Annotated in this window: 8 protein-coding genes and 5 pseudogenes; 6 read left to right on the top strand and 7 right to left on the bottom strand. The window is 69.5% G+C overall.

Going from position 1 to position 20,411, the window contains the following annotated elements; translation table 11 throughout:
- Positions 1-75: 75 nt before the first annotated feature.
- Complete coding sequence (locus RKD23_RS39285) at positions 76-576, bottom strand: hypothetical protein (RefSeq protein WP_424858117.1); 501 nt, start codon at positions 574-576, stop codon at positions 76-78.
- A 538-nt stretch (positions 577-1,114) separates the two neighbouring features.
- Between RKD23_RS39285 and RKD23_RS39280 the strand changes: the two are divergent.
- A pseudogene (locus RKD23_RS39280) lies at positions 1,115-1,321 on the top strand (IS110 family transposase); the annotation flags it as partial.
- Positions 1,322-1,688: 367 nt separating this feature from the next.
- On the opposite strand, the pseudogene RKD23_RS39275 reads toward RKD23_RS39280, so the two are convergent.
- Positions 1,689-2,096, bottom strand: a pseudogene (locus RKD23_RS39275) (transposase); the annotation flags it as partial.
- 639 nt (positions 2,097-2,735) lie between these two features.
- Here RKD23_RS39275 and RKD23_RS39270 point away from each other — a divergent pair.
- Positions 2,736-3,158, top strand: coding sequence for a hypothetical protein (locus RKD23_RS39270; protein WP_424858116.1), 423 nt, complete (start codon positions 2,736-2,738; stop codon positions 3,156-3,158).
- 47 nt (positions 3,159-3,205) lie between these two features.
- Here the strand turns inward: RKD23_RS39270 and RKD23_RS39265 are convergent.
- The 3 genes and pseudogenes from RKD23_RS39265 to RKD23_RS39255 all read right to left on the bottom strand — a co-directional run.
- Positions 3,206-3,494: pseudogene (locus RKD23_RS39265) on the bottom strand (hypothetical protein); the annotation flags it as partial.
- Between the two features lie 920 nt (positions 3,495-4,414).
- Entirely contained in the window at positions 4,415-9,277 is a 4,863-nt protein-coding gene (locus tag RKD23_RS39260) for a DNA repair ATPase (protein ID WP_424858115.1), read from the bottom strand.
- A 76-nt stretch (positions 9,278-9,353) separates the two neighbouring features.
- Positions 9,354-11,393: an SPFH domain-containing protein gene (locus RKD23_RS39255; protein ID WP_424858114.1), complete on the bottom strand. Its 2,040-nt coding sequence runs from the start codon at positions 11,391-11,393 to the stop codon at positions 9,354-9,356.
- Positions 11,394-12,566: 1,173 nt separating this feature from the next.
- Here RKD23_RS39255 and RKD23_RS39250 point away from each other — a divergent pair.
- Both RKD23_RS39250 and RKD23_RS39245 read left to right on the top strand, forming a co-directional pair.
- Entirely contained in the window at positions 12,567-13,133 is a 567-nt protein-coding gene (locus RKD23_RS39250; RefSeq protein WP_424858113.1) for a GNAT family N-acetyltransferase, read from the top strand.
- 66 nt (positions 13,134-13,199) lie between these two features.
- A pseudogene (locus RKD23_RS39245) lies at positions 13,200-13,582 on the top strand (transposase); the annotation flags it as partial.
- On the opposite strand, the pseudogene RKD23_RS39240 reads toward RKD23_RS39245, so the two are convergent.
- Positions 13,551-14,632: pseudogene (locus RKD23_RS39240) on the bottom strand (IS110 family transposase); the annotation flags it as partial. The pseudogenes RKD23_RS39245 and RKD23_RS39240 sit on opposite strands and share 32 nt — an antisense overlap.
- Before the next feature lie 102 nt (positions 14,633-14,734).
- Positions 14,735-15,241 carry a nitroreductase family deazaflavin-dependent oxidoreductase gene (locus RKD23_RS39235; protein ID WP_424858112.1) on the bottom strand — a complete coding sequence of 169 codons (507 nt, stop codon included), beginning with the start codon at positions 15,239-15,241 and terminating at the stop codon, positions 14,735-14,737.
- A 621-nt stretch (positions 15,242-15,862) separates the two neighbouring features.
- Here RKD23_RS39235 and RKD23_RS39230 point away from each other — a divergent pair.
- Positions 15,863-18,970: an ATP-binding protein gene (locus RKD23_RS39230; protein ID WP_424858111.1), complete on the top strand. Its 3,108-nt coding sequence runs from the start codon at positions 15,863-15,865 to the stop codon at positions 18,968-18,970.
- 9 nt (positions 18,971-18,979) lie between these two features.
- Positions 18,980-20,377 carry an FAD-binding oxidoreductase gene (locus RKD23_RS39225; protein WP_424858110.1) on the top strand — a complete coding sequence of 466 codons (1,398 nt, stop codon included), beginning with the start codon at positions 18,980-18,982 and terminating at the stop codon, positions 20,375-20,377.
- The last annotated feature ends 34 nt before the right edge of the window (positions 20,378-20,411 follow it).

Below are 20,411 nucleotides of genomic sequence, written 5' to 3'. Positions count from 1 at the left end.
CCGTCCCGCAATGATCTTTGAGCGTCATCCTTGGGCTCTTTCGAGGCTGTGCGGTTCGGGACCTGCGACTCCCTTTCAGAGGTCCGGGAACGGTGGCGCCTCGTCCATCGTCAACAGCAGTTTCCGTGCTGGTTCGGCCTCTTCCGGTCGTATGGATGAGGCGAGGCCCTCGATGACCGGTCGGCCTGCACGCACGGCTTCCCTGGCGGCCGCCTCCCAGGCAGGCTGCTCCCGGAAGTTCGTGCGGTTCGGGCCGCCAGCCGCCGCGGCCGAAGAGTGCCAGTTGTCGGTCTGGTAGATGCTCTGCAGGAGATCGAGCAGCTCGGCCTTGCAGGGCGCATAGGGGGCCTCAGCGAGTTCCAGAAGGAATGGGACCGTAAAGGCGGTCGCCTCGCCGACCACGAAACCCAACGCGCAGACGCGGTCCCCCAGTTCATCGATCGCAAGGCGGGCAGCGTCCTCGCTTCCATACGCGATCCGGGAGAGCAGCGGCGGGATGTCCCCGGCGGTGAGCTGTCGCGCGTCGCGCAGCTGTCGCCAGCGGACGCCGGAGATGCCTTTCAACAGGCTTCCCACGCACTGTCACCTTTCACAAGTCGCCCGGGGCGACGGCGGAGACGACCATGGAGGCACCCGCGCACGTAACCATCCACTGAAGCTGTCGCTTTGAGCCTTCTTAGCTGTCGATGGCGACTGGCTTCGACGTTGCGTAGCGGCGCCGTTCCCCGCCGCCGGCTCGCCTCAGATCGTCGCGCCCCGATCCGTTTCGGATCAGTCGAGCAGTCTCTACCACACAGAAACAGCCGTGTATCCGAGAACAACAGCAACGACCAGCAGGAAAACGACCAGGGCTACGGCAACGGCAGCGAGGAGCCCGGTCACACCGGCGATCGCTGCCCAGCCCCACCGCGTCGCTCGCGCAGCCTGCTGGAGTGCGGCCCCGTAGCTGCTGTCGTCATACCAACCTTGATCGCTCATGACGCCCCCTTCCGACAAGCGTACCGAGGCGCCTTCAACTGCTGCAGGCACGCCGCTGAATGGACGATCTGTCAGCAAGCCAAGGGGCAGGGGCTGCGGTGGCGGAGCAGATCGGTGCGGAGACGTGGGTGCTAGGAAGCAGTTCAAACGGGCTTTCTTCCTCTCCGCGTACGCCGCCCTGGGCGACCCGGCGTCCCGGGCCTACTACGACAAGAAGATCAGCCAGGGCAAACTTCACACGCAGGCTCTGCTCTGCCTCGCCAGACGGCGGGCCGATGTCCTCTTCGCGATACTCCGTGACGGCACCTTCTACAAGCCCCGGCCTGCGGTCGCAGTCACATGACCAGCGGCTCAGCCAGAAGGACGACCCGATCGGCCCCGACATCGAAGCCGAGTACCGGATGACCGTAGTCGCCCTCCGGATCCATCAGGACCGGCTTGCCCAAGCGTCGCCCGATCTCCCGGAGGAAAGCGCAGAACACATCTAAAGGCTGTTGCAGAACGGCTGCGAAGATCGTGCAATGCCGGGCACGGGAGATCAGCGAGCGTCGCCAGTCGCCATGAAACTGGACAGAACGTCTCGCGTGACGGACTAGATCATGGCGGGAAACGAGCGCTGATCCGGATCTGCAACAGCCTTTAGGTTCTGTCTCTTTGGCTTCGCTCGTATGCCCGTCATCGCCGTGCTCGCTGTGGTGGTCGCGCTGCTCCTGGTCCTCACCGGCCGCGACAAGCCGCTCGACGACCTCACGGATCTGCATGGTGGTCACCGCGGCGACGTCGACACCGGGCTCCAGACGGGCAGCATCCAGCACCGCCGTCCAGGACGTGCGGCCGGTCTCCAGCGCGGCCACCACCGAATTCGGCCAGCCGGGCACCATCTGATGCTTGCCCTCGCCCCGGCCGAAGGTGTGGCAAAAGACCCGGTCAGCACACGTATTGGCGTCCGGACGCAGCCACAGCGAGACATCCACCGCCAGCACGAGCCGACCGACCGCCGCTCTCGGCAGCGGCACCCCGACCAGAGCACGACGCAGCCGGGCGACGTCGATCCGGCCCTGGTTGAGTCCGCCGTACAGAGCTCTGTGCCCACGGCGGTGTTCGGGCGCCAGAGCGAGATGCGCACGGCCATCTCGAACGCCGCGGACGGACCGAGCTGTGCGATCTGCTGCGCCCAGGTGCTCTTGGCGATGGTGATGTACTGCGTGGCCTGGGCGCACCCTGGGTATCCGGCCGCCTGCGGCAAGGTGGCGTTCAGGTCGAGCTCGAATCGCACGTCACCGGCGCGGCCTCCTCGACCTGTGCTTCTGTGAGGAGATCTACGGCCCGTAGGGGTGCACGCGCGGGCGCCTGCGTCTCGTCTTCGCGCTGCCTGATCGGGCCTTCTATCCGGGTCCCGGCCCGCGAGGGCGATCGTCAGGCGGGTGCGGGTGCACGCCGCGACCCACACCGCCTCCAACTCCAGTCGCAGGGCACCTGCGGCGTCCTCGACACCCTGACCGTGTGCTTTGCGCTCGCAGCCATGGCTGCGAGCGCAAAGCCATCTCTCTAAATGAGGTCAACTTCCGGGTGGTCGCGAGCCGCTGATCCAGGCAGTACCAAGGCCCGGCCCCCTGCCCGATTTCGCTGGAGCGGGCCGGGCCATTCTGCGTTGCGGGGGGGGGGGGGGGGACGCCCCGTGGACAACGCCCGTACGTCTGCCGATACTTGGGCGTCTGCCGCCGCACGGCGGCGCCGCATCATCAACGGGAGATGTTTTGCGTATCCGCTCTGCCACAGCCCTCACCGCCGCGACGCTGGCCATAGGGGTGCTGGGCGCGGCTCCGGCTGCCGACGCCGCAACCACCGCCTACCCCACGAGTACCTTCGACGTGACGTACGGCCAGACATACACCAGGGGCACCATCACTTGGTACAACCGTTCGGTCACCATCAGCGGTGAGCACAAGTCAGTCAGCACCGAAAACTGCCGTGGCACCACGGGCTTCACCCTCAACAGCGCCGACCACGAGATCAGCCACGTCTCCAGCGACGACGTCGCCTGCGGGGAGAGCAAGACGTTCAGCTTCAATGTGCCGGCTGACGTTGAAGGGGGAGCCGCCGTCGTCCGCGTCTGCCTTGATGACGGGAACATCGAGCCCTACACCACGTACCTGGCCTGCAAGCGCTACGGGCACTGACAGGCCCAGGTTTCAGGAAGGCACGACCACCGAGGTGGGAAGCGTGACGACGCCTTTTCCAGCTGCGGCAGCGTCTCCAGCCGTTCCTTCTCCGTCTTCCGCTTCGCCGTGTTCAGCGGCCGGGTGGCCATGAGGACCTCGAACAGGTCCAGGGCCTCGTCAATCGCCTTTGCCTCCAGGTGCCGCATCACCGCGGTGAGCATCGCCATGCGCTTGGGCTCCGCCGCCCGCTCCAGCACCGGTGCCTTCGACTCCAATGCGTAATCGAGCCAGTGCCGCCATCCGGTTCGGCGAGATCTGTGACAGTTTCAGCCGACCGAGCCGGTACGCGCCGATTCGGCAGCTGCCCGTGGACGACTGGTTGGCCCCGGGTGAGCGGGAGTTGCTGCACGGCGTTGACTTCCATGCGCCCCCTGCCGTGACTCTGCGGCTCCTGCGCGGCAAGGCCAGGAGAAGCGGGCTGCATCTCAACAGCCGGGCGACGGCCGGACGTTGTGGGTGCGCCCCACGCTGCCGGCGGCCGAGAACCCTGGGTCGGAGGCCGCCATCAGGACCTCAGTCAGCGCGCCACCCCGGTCCAGTTCCATGTCCCGCGGCCCGAGGCTTTCCCTCAATCATGACTGCCGGTGCGGGTTCCGGGGTCAGAACGGCGACAGCGGCCGTGAGCATGCCGACCACCACGCGGCGTGGGCGCTCGGCGTGCGGGTCCCGAAGAACCTCGACTGGCTGGGTGACCTGTCCCTGGTCACGACCCAGTCCCCCATCGCGGTGGCGAAGGCTCGTCTACAAGGTAGCGAAGATGCCGCATAGGGAGAACCACTACGACTTCCGCTCCTGGTCCCACCTCGGCGAGCCAGAGGAAACAGCAAACAACGTCCGGGCATACCTGCTCCAGCACGATTTTGGAGACGAGCCGGTACCGCAGCCGGGCCATCTCCGTGCCTCCTCGACCTGCGCGAGCGTCTCGCCCTCGACCGACCGGCGGGCCTACCGCGCGAGCATGGCCTTCTGCGTCGCGCTGAGGGCATCGGCACCTTGGTTGTCGGGAACTCCATCACGTCGGCTCCGCTGGCCTGCCGCCACCGGTCCAGCTCCTGCTGGTCCGCTGCGCGTCTCGTGGCCTCCGCACGCGGTGGTGTCGGGCGGCATGTCTCCCGTACCGGCTGTCCAGCGGCGTCGGTCTCGACGTGTCAGGACGGCCGTGTTCAACGCCACGATGAATACGGCCGTGGCGAGCGGGACCAGGAAAGGCGTCATCATCGCTCCTTACGGCTGGCGGCATGCCGGCCTTGTGGGGTGGCGAGCATGGTGCGGGGGTCAGTGGCACGGGTGATCGCGGTCTCCACCGCGGCGACCCGGTCAGCGAGGAGACTGAGGGCGGCGACGGCGCGTGTGAGCGGGTCGTCGTCGGGTCCGCCGAGCGTCTGCGTGCGGGCGTAGGCCGCCTTCAACCCCGCCCAGCGGTCGGCCTGGTCGGCGGTGAGGGTTCCGCGCAGCTCGGCCAGTTTCAGCAGGTTGGCTTCGGCGCCGGTGGTCAGGGTCTGCGCTTCGGCAGCGTAGTGGTCGTCGATCAGGGCGTACAGCTCGGTGTCGTTCATGACGGGCTGAATGCGCTGGGCGATCTTGTTCATGTTGCGGTAAGAGCCCTGGAGCTGGAAGGGTGGCTCCGTGCGGGTGGCCTCGGACTGCGCGGCGGAGGCGATGTAGGCGGCGTTGACCGCGAGAACGGTGTCGCGTGCGGTCAGGAGGTGCCGCAGGACGGTGGTAATGCGTTCCACCTCTGCGGGCGGGTAGGGGTGGGTCAGCCGGTCGGCTCGTGCCGTGGAGTCGCCTGTGGCCAGGCGGAGCAGCAGTTCCAGGTCGGTGCGGTAGCGGCCGGCGAGCGGGGCGAGGTGGGGATTGGCGGCCAGGGCGTTCTCGACGAAGCTCAGCGCGAAGGCGTCCTCCTTGCCGGTGAGGACGTCGCCGAGGTTCCACACGTCGGCGCGGTTGGCGAGCATGTCGGGCACGTGGAAGCGGCTGCCGGACTCGGTGTACGGGTTGCCGGCCATGCAGACGGCGAAGCGCTTGCCGCGCAGGTCGTAGGTGCGCGGCTCGCCGTCCCGTACGCCTTCGATGCGGCGGGTGGCGTCGCACAGCGGGATGAACTTCTGCAGCAGTTCGGGCGAAGTGTGCTGGATGTCGTCGAGGTAGAGAAGGGTGTTGTTCCCCGCCTCCAGCGCGAAGTTGATCTTCTCGATCTCCTGGCGGGCGGTCGCGTTCGGCGCCTCCCCCGGGTCCAGCGAGGTGACGGTGTGTCCGAGCGCAGGGCCGTTGACCTTCACCAGCAGCAGGCCGAGGCGGTCCGCGACGTACTCCATGAGGGTCGTCTTGCCGTAGCCCGGCGGGGAGATGAGCAGGAGCAGACCGCCGATGTCGGTGCGCTTGGACTCGCCGGTCGTGCCGAGTTGCTTAGCGAGGCTGTCGCCGATGAGCGGGAGGTAGACCTCGTCGATGAGCCTGCTGCGCACGAACGCCGACATCACGCGCGGCCGGTGCTCGTCCAGCCGGAGGCGACCGCGCTCGGCGGCCACGAGGGCGGTACGGCGGCGCTGGTAGGCCCGGTGGGCGGGAACCTCGTGGATACGGAACTCCCGTGTCCGTGCTAGGAGTTCGTCGACGCGGACGGTGAGGGTGCGGTTGTCGATGCGCGGGTGGGTGCCGAGCAGTCCCCCGACGGTCTCGGTCAGGGGCGCGTCGGACTCATAGCGGGGCAGGTCGGGGCAGAGCTCGGCGGCCACCGCCTCGGCCAGGTCGCCGGGGGTGAGGTCCGTACCGGTCGCGGTGGTGTACGACGTCAGCCACACCTCGACCAGTTGCCTGCGTGCGGCCAGGTCGTCGAGGGCGGCGAGATCGTCGTCGTAGGCCGAAGTGCCCACCGTGCGACGGAACTTGTCGAGCACGGTGCGGGTTCCCGCGCTGACGACGAAGCCGTCGGGGCCGGTCGTCAGTTCCTCGAGGAGATACGCGGCCGCGGCCTGTGAGCCGATGGCGTCGGAGAGTTCGGCCTCCAGGTCGGCGAGGGCGGGCGCGAGACCGAAGGTGTCGCGGGCCCGGGTCATGGAGACCGCCCGCCGGGTCCAGGTGTCGCGTTCCTCGGCCGTCGTGCCATGCGCCCAGAAGAACTGGGCGGCGGCACGTGCCGAGGGCTCGTGCCGGAGGAGTCCGGCGCCCTCGTGGAGGCGCAGGAGCGCGGCGAGGATCATGGTCGCGTCGTGGTCGTGGACGCCGCGTTCGTAGCCCTCGTCGTACGCCGTCTCCGCGGCCTGCCGGACCAGGGCGGCCAGGTCGTCGGCCTCGGCGAGCGCCTGCGGGCCGTGCTCCTCCAGCAGCCGGGCGGCCAGGTGCTCGGCGCGGTAGACCTCCGCGGACTCCGACGGGAGCGGCCGGTCCCAGTACGGTCGGGTCGCGGCGAAGTCCGGGTCGGAGACCGGGGCGCGGTAGTCGGTGCCGGTCAGGGCGAGGGCCAGGCCGTCGCCGTGCGGGACGAGAGTGAGGTCGATCGGCTGGGTGTTGACCGCGAAGCGGTGGGTGCCCAGGCGGAGGGTGCGGCCGTCGTCGGCGTAGAGGTCCATGCGGTCGCGCAGGGCGCGCAGCGCCTCCTGGCGGGCGGACTTCAGGCGGCCGTCCAGTTCCTCCGCCCGCACCTGGTCGCCCAGTTCCCGCAGCTCGTCGGCGATGCGCCGGACCTTGGCGGGCATCGGGTCGGAGGTGAAGTACGTGGTGACGGCGTCCGCGTCGGCGAGCGCTGCGGCACGGCGGTTGACCGTCTCCAGGACGCGGCCGGCGGAGTCGGCGAGGCGCTCGGCACGTCGGGCGCGGGCGTCGGCGAGAGTCTGCCGGCGGGCGGAGAACGCCGCCTGGATCTCGTCGCGCTTGTCCGCGAGCTCGGCGAGGAAGTCGTCGAACTCGGCGAACCGCGATTCCAGGGTCTCCACCTGCACGAGCAGGCGGGAGAGCTGGTCGTCGCACGCCTCGGGGCTGTCGGCGGCCGCGAGCGCGCCCGTGACGGCTTGGCCGAGCAGGGCCGACTCGGCCGCGAACTCGGCACGTCCCTCACGGTCGAGGAGTTCGCGGCGGCGCGCGTCGAGTGTGGCCCGGGCTCGGTTGGCGCCGCCGAGGACCTCGGCTATGCGCTCCAGGATGGAGGTGCGGACGGTGGCGTCGCCGATGTCGAGCCCGGCGACGACGTCGGTGACCGTGCGCAGCCCGTCGCTGAGTTCGTGGATGCGGGCGGCGACGGGCGCGGCCTCGGCGACCGTGGCGATCGCCTGGGCGTCGGCGACCAGTTGCTCGACGGCGGCCTGATGGCCGGCGAAGGCGTCCTCCTGCGCGAGGTGGGCGACGGCCCGCCCGCCGAAGGTGGCGAGGTCGGAGTCGACGTCGGCGGCGAGTTCGTCGATGCGGGCGGTGTCCGCGTACCGCATGTCCTTCAGGGTGAGCAGGTGGCCCTGGGCGTGGCGGAGTTCGGTGAGCCCGGACACCCACGCGTCGGCGCTGCGGGGTGCCTCGCCGCGCAGGCGTCGTACAACTCCGGCGACCCTCGCCGCGGCCTCGGCGAGGGCATCGGCCGCCTGCCGGGTGAGGGCCTTGACCGTCTCGAACTCCGACAGCACCTGCTCGGCCGTTGTCCGCACCTGTGCCAGTGGGGTCAGAAGGTCGCCGAGTTCCGGCTCTCCCAGCCAGTGGTAGGAGTCAGTGGCCCGCACACAGGCGGCGGCCAGTGCCTCGTACACCTCGCTCGTCGGGGTCGTCTCGGTAACCGCCCGAGTGATGGACAGACAGTCCGAGATACCGCGAACGAGGTCGGCGTTGCCGACACGGGCCAGCGGGCCGGTGCCGATGGGCCGAGAGGCGGCGTGCAGGTCGGAGACGAAGGGGGAGGTCCACAACTGGACCGGGTGCACGCGCTGCGGCTCGTCGCCGTCCGCGCGCAGGACGACGAGCGCGCCGTCGTCGTAGAGCGCCCATCCGTGGCAGGACAGAGGGTTGGCGACCTCCTTGCGGATCACGTTGTACGGCAGCAGCAGACTGCGGCCCTCCACGCGCGCGTGGAAGACGTACAGCACGTCCTCTCCGTTCGGCGAGCGAACCTCCCGCTCGAACTCCAGGTCGGCCATGTCCAGTTCGTATGTCTTATGGGTGCCGGTGGCCAGGCAGTAGCCTCCCGGGAAGACGATGCCCTGGTCCTCGGGCAGCCGGCGGCACGCCCGTCCGATGCCGTCGAGGCGTACGACGGACCTGGTCAGGGTGTTGAAGACCAGGTAGCGGTCCGTGTCCTCCTTGTAGGGGCGGATGCGCAGGAGGATCAGGGCGCCCACGCGCGCGTGCGCGATCTCGGCGTCGGCGAGGGACTGCAGCGGCTCGTCGACGGGTTCGGTGTAGATGCCCTCGCCGGTCTCGGTGTCGTTCTCGGTCTTGACGGTGAGGGTGCCACCAACCGTCCCGACGAAGATCTCACCCTGGACGGAGACATGCGGATGACGGCCCAGGACGTGGTCCTCGCGGGTCGCCGGGGTCCACTCGAAGTCATGGGCGGGCGGGAAGACGTGGTCACGGTCGCCTCGGGCGTCGAGGAACGTCGCCTGTCCGTCGTCGGTGAGCGCCCAGCGCAGTACGCGGATGTCGGCGGCCGTCTCGCCGGTCTGGAAGACGGCGAGCAGCTTGCCGTCGAGGCGGCGGAGCTGGAGCAGGTGGGCCTGGCGGTAGTAGCGGTAGAGGGCGGTGAACTCGCGGACGAAGGCGGGGTCGTCGAGGAGGCCGGGGACGGCGTCGTCGGGCAGCCGGTTCAGGTCGCGGTCGTGCAGCGCGAAGACGTCCCTGACCGTCGTCTCGGGCTTCAGGCCGAGGAAGACGTTGTGGCCGAAGAGCAGGGTGTCGCCGACGGAGACGATGTCGCGGGGCACGCAGGTGTGCTCGGTGCGCAGCCGCTCGGTGCCGGTCAGTTCGAGCCGGGTGGAGCCGAACTCCTCGGCGCGGCGGCTGTTGAGCGCCTCGGCACGGCGGGCGAGTTCGGCCGCCTGCGCGGTGAGCCGGTCGCGCAGCACCTCGTACGTACCCGTGTCCAGGCCGGTGGTCATGGGGTCCCTCTCATCGCGTCGAAAAGAACGGTCCGGAGCTGCCCTCCCCTGTGCGGCAGCTCCGGACCGTGGCCGGTCAGACCCTGGCGTGGCCGTTGAGGGCGGTCAGTGGAGTGTCGGCGAGCCCCAGCTCGCCCGCCTTGTCCAGCAGCTGCTTCAGCTGTCCGGCGTCGGCTCCGCCGCCGCTCATCAGCTTCATCAGCAGCGCGGACACCGTCAGGTTCTGCACATCGGCCGTGGAGACGGAGCCCAAGGCGCGGCTCAGGTCGTCGGTGAAGCTCGACGTCCCGTCCAGCCAGGGCTTGGCCAGCGCCTGCGCGGTCTCGGAGTGCTGCACGAACCCGTCGACGCCCTTGCCGAGCGCGATCGCCCCGACCAGCCGGTCGAAGAAGACGGACTCGCCGCCGACGATGTTGATGTCCGCGTTCTCCAGCCCCGTGGCCAGTACGGTGGCCTGCGCCTCCGCGACCTGCCGCTGGACCTCCAGCCCGGCGAGCCGGATGTCCTTCTCGGCCTCCAGCCGCAGCCGGTACTCCTCGTGCGTGCGGGACGCCTCGTCCAGTGCGGCCATCGCGGCGGCCTTCTCGGTGAGACCGGCGGCCTCCGCCTTCAGCTTCCCGCCGATGGCCTCCGCCTCCGCCAGCGCCTTGGCCTTGGCGCCCTCGGCCTCCGCCAGCATGCGGGCCTGCGTGGCCTCGGCCTCCGCGCGGCCGGCCTTCTCGATGACCTCGGCCTCCTTGTCGCGGACCTGGACGGTGGCCAAGCCCTCGGCGGCGGCCTCGGCCTGAATGCCCTCGGCAAGGCGCAGCTTGGCCTGCGCGTCGAGTTCGGCGCTCTTCAACCGGGCCTCGGCCAGGGTGAGTTCCTCCGCCGCGCGGTGCACGGCGGCCTGTTCGGCGGCCTCGGCTGCCTTGATGTCCTTGACCAGCCGCTCCTGCGCCTCGGCCTCGGCGGCGATAATAACTGCCTGCCGCTGCCGCTCCGCCTCCTCCACGGCGCGCAGCTTCTTGATCGACTCCTCCTGCTCGGCGACCGTACGGTCCACCGCGACGCGTTCGCGGACGACCTCGGCAATCTCCCGCTTCTCCGCCTCGACCTCCTTGGACGCGGCGATCCGCGTCAGCTCGGTCTCCCGCTCCCGGGCGATGACCTCCAGGAGGCGGTCCTTCTCGATGCGCTCGCTCTCCACGGCGATGACCCGCTCGCGGTTCTTCTGCGCGACCGCGACCTCGCGGGCCTGGTTCTCCCGCTGGATGCCGAGCTGCTCCTCGGTCTTGAGGAACGCGCTCTGCGCCCGCAGCCGCTCCTCCTCCGCGACGCGCGCCGTCTCGGCCTCTTCCCGTGCCCGTACGGTCTCGATCTCCCGGCGCTGCTTGATCTCGGCGTCCGCCTGCCGGCGCTCCAGCTCCAGGATCGCCTCACGGGCATCGACGTTCTGCCGCGTGATCTCCTTCTCCTCGCCGCGCTGCGCCTCGTTGGTGCGCACGTGCTCCACCGCGGTCAGTTCGGTGATCTTGCGGATGCCCTGGGCGTCGAGGACGTTGGCCGGGTCGAGCTGGCCGATCGGCGTCTGCTCCAGGTAGTCGATCGCCGCGTCCTCCAGGTGGTAGCCGTTAAGGTCGACGCCGATGACCTCGATGATCCGGTACCGCAGCTCCTCGCGCTTGGTGTACAGGTCGGTGAAGTCCATCTGCTTGCCGACGGTCTTGAGCGCCTCGGAGAACTTCGCGTGGAACAGCTCCTGCAAGGTGTTCCGGTCGCTCGCTCGCGCCGTACCGACGGCCTGGGCGACTTTGATGACGTCCTCCACCGTCTTGTTGACCTTGACGAAGAACGTGATCCGGATGTCGGCGCGGATGTTGTCCTTGCAGATCAGCCCTTCCTTGCCAGCGCGGGTGATCTCGATGGTCTTCACCGAGATGTCCATCACCTCGGCCTTATGCAGAACCGGCAGCACGACCTGGCCGGTGAAGGTCACGTCGACCTTGCGCATCTTGGACACGATCAGCGCCTTGCCCTGCTCGACCTTGCGGAACAGGCGAGCAACCACGAACAGCACAAGGGCTGCGAGAAGAAGACAGACGAGCACACCAATGCCCGCGGTGGAGATAGTCATAGGAAGTCCTCTGAATCTGCGAAGAGTCGGCGCCTCGACGGCGCGGCGAACTGCCCGCCTTGCTGCGGGCGAATGCGTCAGATGTGACGCGGGGCCAGCGACGGCTCAGCCGCGGGCGCCAGGACTGCCGGGGTCGTACGGAGTGCCGCTTGCCGTGTCGACACGAACGCTCGCCGATGCCGGGCTGATGGGGGCGGCGGGCAACAGCGAGGGATGGTCTGCGGACTGCGCCATGTCCTCACCCCCGATCCGGTTGCGCCAGGTCCCGGCGCGCGTGCCCATTGCCAGGCCACGGCACCGGGACCACTCCCCCGTGTTTCTGCCATCGCCATCTTGAACTGGGCAGGCCTGGGAGCGCATTGCCGTGTTCCGGCAATCTTTACGCTTCCTTAATGCCTGAACGCGACCCAGTGAACGGTCGAGCCGCTGTGCCCCTCAGTACTGGGGCAGCGCATCCACGTGGTCGCAGCCTGGCGCGTCGTCCCGTGGCTGGCCGCTCTGTCCGCCGGTGTGATGGCGGGCCTGCTGGCCAGGGTCACCTCGGCAGCCCGCCGGGAACAGGAAAGAGCCGAGTTTCGGAGGGCCCCAGCGGTCCTCGTGGACGATGCGAAACCCCGAGCGCGTACACGAGCGGCCAGCGTCCCTGTACTCCGGCGCCCGTCCGCCGCCCGAGACACCCGACCCAACCTCTCGCCCACCTCGGGAAGTCACGTACTCGCCGCCGCCGAACAGGCCATCGATACGCCCACACCGAGAGGCACGATCGCGCGCAAGTGCCGCTCCGGCCGTGGGCAGCTCGATGGCGGCCGCTCGCAAGTGCTTCGTGCGGACCTGATCCGGTCATGTCGTTACTTTCCCTCCGCGGACTCCGTCACGGTCATGACGAGTCCGAAGGTGACGAGGTAACCGTTCGGCGTGCATCCTGATGCAAGCACAACCGCGGCGGTGATCAACATGTGTTGCCGCTGCCCCATCGGGCGTCCAAGGAGCCCGTGACGCGCGTCAGCGCGGCCACAGGCGCCGGCGGCGGCCGCACGGATCGCTGCCTCCAACATGGCAAAACGCAGCCTCGGTCAGGCGCCCTGAAGGATCTCTGGAGCGGGACACTTCGTTATGCGGTCTGCATCGTCCGGAGCATGGCGCCCGAAGGAGTGCTGTGTTGCGCTGGTCCCCGTGAGAATCATTCCTGCCCAGCCTTGTGACGTCGACGTGCTGCTCGCCTTCCGGGCGGATGCGGCAGCCTGGCTGTCCCAGCTCGGCAGCGATCAATGGCAGCGCCCTTATCCTGTCGAGAGACTGCTGGCAAGCGTCGAAGCGGGAGCCGTCTTCATGGTGAAGGACGGCGAGTTGACCGCTGCGACGATCACACTCTCACCGGAGTCGGAGGAGGGTCTGTGGACAGCCAAGGAGCTGGCGGAGCCCTCGCTGTTCCTCGCGAAGCTCAGTGTGGCGCACACCCACGCGCGCCAGAATCTCGGCGGTCGCCTTCTCGACTGGGCCGGCGACCGCGCTTGGCGGGCCGGGGCCGAGTGGCTGCGGCTGGACGCCTGGACGACCAACACGGCCTTGCAGACGTATTACCTCCGCCAGGGATTCGAACACGTGCGTACCGTGCTCGAAGGTACTGCCATCAGCGGCGGACCGCGCGTCTCCGGCTGGCTCGCTCAACGCCCGTCACAACCTGCGGATCATGGCTTCGCGGACGGGACACCACAGCCTGATCGAACCGATCAGGCTTAGAACTCCTGATGAAATGATCTTCAAGGTGTTTGGATCGCTCCGGGACCGGTGATCTGGGGGTGCGCAGTGGCTCGGCTGAAGCCGCGGGAAGTTGACGACGAGCTGTGGGCGGTGATCGAGCCGCTGCTGCCCAGGGTCGAGCGTCGGACGCGGCATCCGGGACGCAAGCGGCCTGCGGACCGGATGGTGTTCCAGGGCATCCTGTTCGTGCTGCACACCGGGATCTCCTGGGAGCACCTGCCGCAGGAACTGGACTTTGGGTCGGGCATGACCTGCTGGCGGCGCCTGGCCGAGTCGAACGAGGCTGGTGAGTGGTCCCGGCTGCACGAGGTTCTCCTTGCGAAACTCCGCAGCGCGAACGCCCTGGACTTCTCGGCGCATGTTGCCACTGACGCGACCGGAGTCGCGTGGGACCGGTGACAGGCCGGCGAAAGCGGCCAGCCGGTCGGCTGTGCCGAAGGCCTTCATGTCACCGCCGGTGGCGGCGATGAAGGTGGCTCCGAGCATGGCGCCCATGCCGGGCAGGCTGCGGATCACGTTCGCGTGCGGGTGTTCGTGAAACCGGGCCTCGATGAGGGCGTCGAGCTCGGTGATCTCCTCTTCGACGGCCATCACTCCCTTTGCGAGGCGAGCCACCATCGAGGCAGCCAGCCTCTCGCCGGGCAGTGCTGTGTGCTGGGCCTGTGCCGCTTCGACGGCGGCCTGGGCGAGCACCGAGGCGCCTTTGACCTTGCGGTTCTTCAGCCAGGTCTCGATGCGCTTGGCTCCGCTGCGGCGGATGGCGGCGGGCGTCTGGTAGCCGGTCAGCAGGAGGATCGGCCCCTTGTTCGTCAAGCTGAGTGCTCGCTCCAAGGCTGGGCAGATTTCAAGGAGTTGTTCCCGGAGCCGGTTGATCTGGCGTGTGCGGTCGTTGACGAGATCAGTGCGGCGTCGGACCAGGATCTTGAGGTCGACGGTTATCTCATCGCCCGGTCGGAGCACGCCGAGGTCCTTGCGCATGCGGGCCTGGTCGGCGATGACGAAGGCGTCCTTGGCGCCGGTCTTGCCCTGACCTGGGTAGGCGGCTGATGCCTGGTGGACGGCGAGCCCGGTGAGGTAGACCATCGGCTGGTCGTGGCCGAGCAGCGGGCCGATGAGCAAGCGGCTCCGCCGTGGTTGATGTCCACCGCCCACAACGCGTCCTCGGACAGTTCGAGTACGTCACCGATCAGCTCCAGCAGCGCGGACTCGTCATTCAGGACTCGCCGCGACAAGAGGCGTTCGCCTCCCGCGTCGATCACTACGCAGTGATGGTGTTCCTTACCGATGTCCACCCCGGCCCAGATCTCGGGCACGGTCACCTCCGCCAGCTCGTCGTCACAGCAGTCCCGCAGAGGACCTCGCCGACGTTGTCCTACACAGCGATCGAGTCGCGTATCCCAAATCAGCGGTCGAGTCGTCGCGGGGCTCCGGGCGGCCAAGTAATTTAAGCCATCCAACGGCGACAAGCTGACAGCCATACCCCGAGCCCCTGGGTTCCGACGATCCTACGAATGACCGTCTCAAACCCACGCTTGGAAGGTAGGACAAGCTAAGACCGGATCGGCCCGATCGATCACTCGTCAGGGCCGAGAAGGCGTGGAGGCATCCAGCCTGACGAAGGGAATGGCCCGACCGGCCTCCCGGAACGCCTGCTCGCTGCCGTATGTGGGCAGTCCCATGAACGCGCACAGACGGCGAGCCGTTCTCGGGTGCTGCCGCGCGTAGCAGACCATGAGCTCGCCCCCTTCTTCGACGTCGAGAAAGTGGGCAGTGACGGCATGGTGTCGGTTGCCGAACTGGATCACGGTCTTCGGCTGCGCCCTCAGATTCCGGTACCAGTCGGCCCTCGTGCCGAATCCGGCGGCGACCGTCCATGACTTCTCGACAGCGTCGTACGACACGACTTCCAGGACCACGAGGCGATGGAGACCGGTGACACGCCCGGTGTGATGCAACAGGAGCAGCCGCTTCCGGAAGATCGGGCCGAGCCCCGCACGGAACAGAAGAATCGGCAGTCGGACGCTGAGGCGCCGCCATCCTCTGGGGAGTTGAGGCCGGCGGAGGGCTCTGGCATTCCCAGGCGACACGACACCCCTTTCACCGGTCAGGAATCCCGCCGGTCAGGACCAGCGCAGGCAAGCCACATGGCAAGTGCCCCGAGACGGAACCTTTGCATAGTCTAATCATGGCGGAGGTCGCCGCCATAGCCCCAGGACCGCCCACCGCACCGCTCACCAAGAGGCGCCTCAGACCTCTCCGCTCCCGTCCGCTCGTCAGCGGTATCGCGTTCGGCATCCCGGAACGGACTCCGACGTCCGACCGACGCGCCGGCCTGATGATCTCTCGCACTGGGCGAGGGCGACGGCTCCCCACCTGGCCGTCGAACGGCAGCCGCATCTGGACAAGCTGCCGCGCCGCTGACTGAGCGCTTCGCGGCAGGCTCTGTCATGGCGCCGGGTGCGTCCCGCACCGGTGGCTTCCCGCGCCTGTTCCTCCGTTCGGCGAGCCTGTCGGTGCCGGTGGGCACGGTCCGCCCGGTGGACCACGGAGTCACCTCACAGGGAGATGGCGGGTCCTCGACGGCTCGCGGGAGCCCGCCAGAAGCCGCACCTTGGAGTTATGGACGCCGAGACGGGCGGGGGTACTGGAGAGGCCCGCGCGCCAGAGGACGGCACCGGGCACCGGGGCCGACGCCCAGGAGCCCGCTGATGGACGGTGAAGGCCTGCGCGTGCGTCTGCTGGGCGGCATGGACCTGCGCCTCGGACAACAGCGACTGGGCCCGCTGGACTCCGCTCGCGCCGAATCGCTGCTCGCCTACCTGCTGCTGCACCGCGATGCACCACAGCCCCGTCAGCACCTCGCCTTCCTGTTGTGGCCCGGTTCGACCGAGCACCAGGCGCACACGAATCTACGCAAAGTGCTCTACACAGTGCGTCGTACGCTGCCCGCTGCGGACCGACTGATCGACATCGGGCCGCGCAGCCTCCAATGGCGGCCGGGCGGGTCCCTGTGGCTGGATGTGGAGCACTTCGAGCAGGCGCTGGCCGCGGGCAGGTTCGAGGAGGCGGTCGAGACGTACGCCGGCGACCTGCTGGAGGGCCACTACGACGAGTGGCTGGCAGGCGCACGGGAGCGGCTCTCATCGCTGTACCTGGAAGCACTCGACGTGCTTGCCCGTACGTACCGGCGTGACAGGCGCTGGCCTGAGGCCATCCGCTGTGCCGAGCGGCTGGTGGGGCATGATCCGCTGCGCGAGGAGAGTCACCGGCTACTGATGTCGCTGTGCCGGGAGGCGGGGGATCGGGCCAGGGCCGTCCGCGCCTACCACGCCTGCGCGACGGTGCTGGACCGCGAACTCGGGATCGAGCCGTCGCCTCGGACCCGCGCCCTCTACCAGTCGCTCGTCGCCCCCACACCGGCCGACCCGGCAACCGCCCCGAGGACGCCGTCCCCCACCCGCACCAGGGCCTCCGGCAGGTCGCCGTTCGTCGGGCGCGACGCCGAGCTGGCCCGGTTGACCGCCGTGTGGAGTGCCGCGGCGTCCGGACGAGCCCAGATGGTGCTCATCAACGGGGAGGCGGGCATCGGCAAGACGCGGCTGGTCGAGGAGATGCGCGCGCGGGCAGGCCCGGTGACAGTAGCGGCACGCGCCTATCCCGCAGAGGACCAGGTGCCGTACGGGGTGGCGATCACGTGGCTGCGCTCCCCGCCGGTCGCCAGGCGAATGTCCCGACTGGACCGGTCGCACATGACGGAACTCGCGCGGCTGCTGCCCGAGCTTGCCTCCCGTGTGCCACCGCCCGTGCCACTGCCCGAGGCGGAACTGCGACGACGGCTGTGCGACACGATCAGCCAGGCACTGCTCGCCGTAGGCACACCTTTGCTGCTGACCGTCGACGACGCCCAGTGGGCGGATGCGCAGTCACTGCGTGTCATCCACCACCTCATGCGTGCGGCGCCGTCCACACGGCTGCTCGTCGTGGCCACCGCCCGGCCCGACGAGGTTGACCGAGGCCACCCGCTCACCGGTCTGATCACCGTCCTGCAGGCGACGGGACGCTTCACCGGCATCGAGCTCGACCGGCTCGACCGGGCGCACACCGCGCTGCTCGCCGAACGCATCACCGGCGCGCGGCTGGACGAGAGCCGGCTTGAGCGCCTCCACGACGACAGCGAGGGCAACCCGCTGTTCGTCGTCGAGGCACTCAAAGGCGACGCGCCCGCGGCCGCATCGCAGGTGCAGGCGGTGATCGCAGCGCGCCTGGCACGACTGTCGAGGCCGGCCGCCGCCCTCGCGGGCGTCGCCGCGGCGATCGGCCGCGCCTTCACCGCCGACGTTCTGGCGCCGGCGAGCGGGCTCGCTGAGGAGGTGTTCGTGAGCGCCCTGGACGAGCTCTGGCACCGCGGGATCATCCGCGCGCACGGACCCAACGCCTACGACTTCAGCCACGGCAGGATCCGAGACGCCGCGTACGCCTCGCTCAGCCCACCCCGCCGGCGCCAGGCCCACCTGGCGATCGCCCGGGCCCTCGAACGAAGGGCAGACCCCGCCCCGGCGCAGCTCGCGCGCCACTACGACAGCGCCGGCGCCACCGTCGAAGCGGTCCGCTGGTATGCGCGGGCGGCGGAGAACGCCCAGTGGCTGCACGCCCACACCGACGCCGTCCGATCGCTCGAGCGCGCCCTGACGCTGTCCGACTGCCTGCCGCCCGGGCCGGACACCGCCCGGCTCCGACTGCGCCTGCTCACGGCGCTGCCCGCACCCCTCGTGGCCTGCGAGGGCTACGGGTCCCAGCGGATGGCGACGGTTCACACACGCGCCCTGCGCCTGGCGGGCCTGCTCGGCACCGAACCCGAGCCACCGCTCGTGTGGTCCCTCGCGCTGGCCGCCCTCACCCGCGGCGAGTGGGAGTCGGCGCGCGCCTTCGGTACACAGCTGGAGGCCCGCTCCGAACGGGACGACGACCCGGTCCTAGCGGTGGAGAGCGATTACATCCTGGGAATCGCCGCCTACTGGCCGGGAGACCTGACGGCGGCCCGCGCCCGTTTCGAGGCCGCCATGCGACGCTTCCGGCCCGCTCTGCGCCACGCCCATGTGCTGCGCTACGGACAGGACCCCGAACTCCTCGTCCGGCTGCGGCTGGCCCACACGCTCTGGCTCCTGGGCCGTCCCGACGACGCCGACCACCAGCAGGACCTCGTCCAGCACGCCCTCCACGCCGCCGGCGAGTCCGCGCATCCCTACAGCCGGGCGACCGTCTCGGTGTGGTCCGCCATCCTCGCCCTGGACCGCGGCGACACCGAACGGATACGCCGGTGTGTGCGGACGCTCGCCGCCGGCCCGCGGGACGACGCTCCCGCACAGATCACGCTGATGGCAGAGGCGTTCGCGGGCCACCTCGATGTCGTCGACGGCCGCACGGCCGCCGGACTGGCACGGGTGCGGGCCGTACGGGAGCACGTCATGAGACCCGGTCTGGCACCCGCACCGGGCGTGCCGGGCGTGACCACACGCCTGCTGCTGGAGGACTACGCGGTGGCGGGCGAGCCGGCGGCCGGTCTCGCGCTCGCTGACGAGGCCCTTGGCATGGGCCGAGGCGCGGAGCTGTGGGAGGCCGAGATCAGACGCCTGCGCGCGACCTTTCTGGCCACACAGGGCGCTCCCCCGCACCAGGTACGGGCGGAACTCGGTCGGGCCCTGGCGGTGGCGCGGCGCCAACGGGCATGCGCCTTCGCACAGCGGGTCCGGGGAACGCTCGCGGAACGCTTCGCGGGCCACGGTGGTGGCCTGGGAAGAGAGCCGGACAGGGAGTGAGGAGGAGCCATGACCACCAATCCGGCAACCGCACTGCGCCCCGGGTTCCGTGGACAGGTGCTGCGGCCGGGCGAGCCCGGATATGACCAGGCGCGCCAAGTCTTCAACGCCATGGTCGACAAGCGCCCGGCGGTCATCGCCCGCCCGGCGCACACCGCGGACGTGGCGGCGGCCGTCGACTTCGCCCGGGACCACGACCTCGTCGTGGCGGTCCGCTGCGGCGGCCACAGCGTCGCCGGGCTGAGTACCTGCGACGACGGGATGCTGATCGACCTCAGCGGCCTGAAGACGATCTCGGTCGACCCGGAGCGGCGGACCGCTCGAGCCGGCGGAGGCGTTCTGTGGGGCGAGCTCGACGGCGCCACCCAGGCACACGGTCTCCATACGCCCGGCGGACGCGTCACCACCACCGGCATCGGCGGTTTCACCACCGGCGGTGGCTACGGATGGACGTCCTGCAAGTACGGGCTCGCCTGCGACAACGTCGTCTCTGCCGAGGTCGTGCTGTCCGACGGCAGGGTCGTGCGCGCCGACAGGGACCGGCACCCCGAACTGTTTTGGGGCATCCGTGGCGGCGGAGGGAACTTCGGCATCGTCACCGAGTTCGAGTTCCGGCTGCACCCGCTGGGCCCGACCGTCCTCGCGGGGCTGGCGATGTTCCCGGTCGAGCGCGCCTCCGAGGTGCTGCGCGGCTGGCGGGACCGGGTCGACGCCGCACCCGACGAGCTCTCGTCTGCCTGTGTCCTGCTCATCGCACCTCCTGAGCCGTTCGTTCCCGAGGAGCTGCGCGGCAAGCCGGTCCTGGGCATGGCCGCGATGTACGTCGGTGACACCGGCACGGGCGCCGACGTGGTGCAGCCGCTGAAGGATCTCCGCCCCGCCATGGACGGCATCGGGCCGATGCCGTACACGGCCTTCCAGTCGGCCCTGGACCCGCTCGCGCCCCCGGGCCTGCGCAGCTACTGGCGTGGCGAGTACATGCGCGAGCTCAGCGACGAGGCGATCGACACCTTCCTCGCGCACGGCGTCGACCTGACGGTGCGCGGCGCACCGCTGAGCGAGATGATCATCTTCCGTGTGGGGCAGGCGGTCGCTGCGGTGCCCGACGGGGCGACCGCGTTCTCTCACCGCGACGCCCGCTACCTCTTCCACCCGATCTGCGTGTGGGCGACCCCACAGGACGACAGCCCGATGATCATGGCCGCCCGCGCCTTCGCCGCCGCAATGCGCCCCTTCGGCACCGGAGCCTCCTACCTCAACTTCACACCGGAGGCCGACCGTGTCCGCGACGCCTACAGCGAGGACAAGTACGCCCGCCTCGTGGCGCTCAAGAACACCTACGACCCGATCAACCTCTTCCGCCTCAACCACAACATCCGCCCCAGCCATGCCGCTCCAGTGGGCTGAATGAGCCACGGCTGAACGAGGAGGTCGCCCAGCG

The organism is Streptomyces sp. SAI-170 (assembly GCF_049739565.1).
Lineage (GTDB): Bacteria > Actinomycetota > Actinomycetes > Streptomycetales > Streptomycetaceae > Streptomyces.
This window is presented reverse-complemented; position numbering and strand designations above follow the sequence as displayed.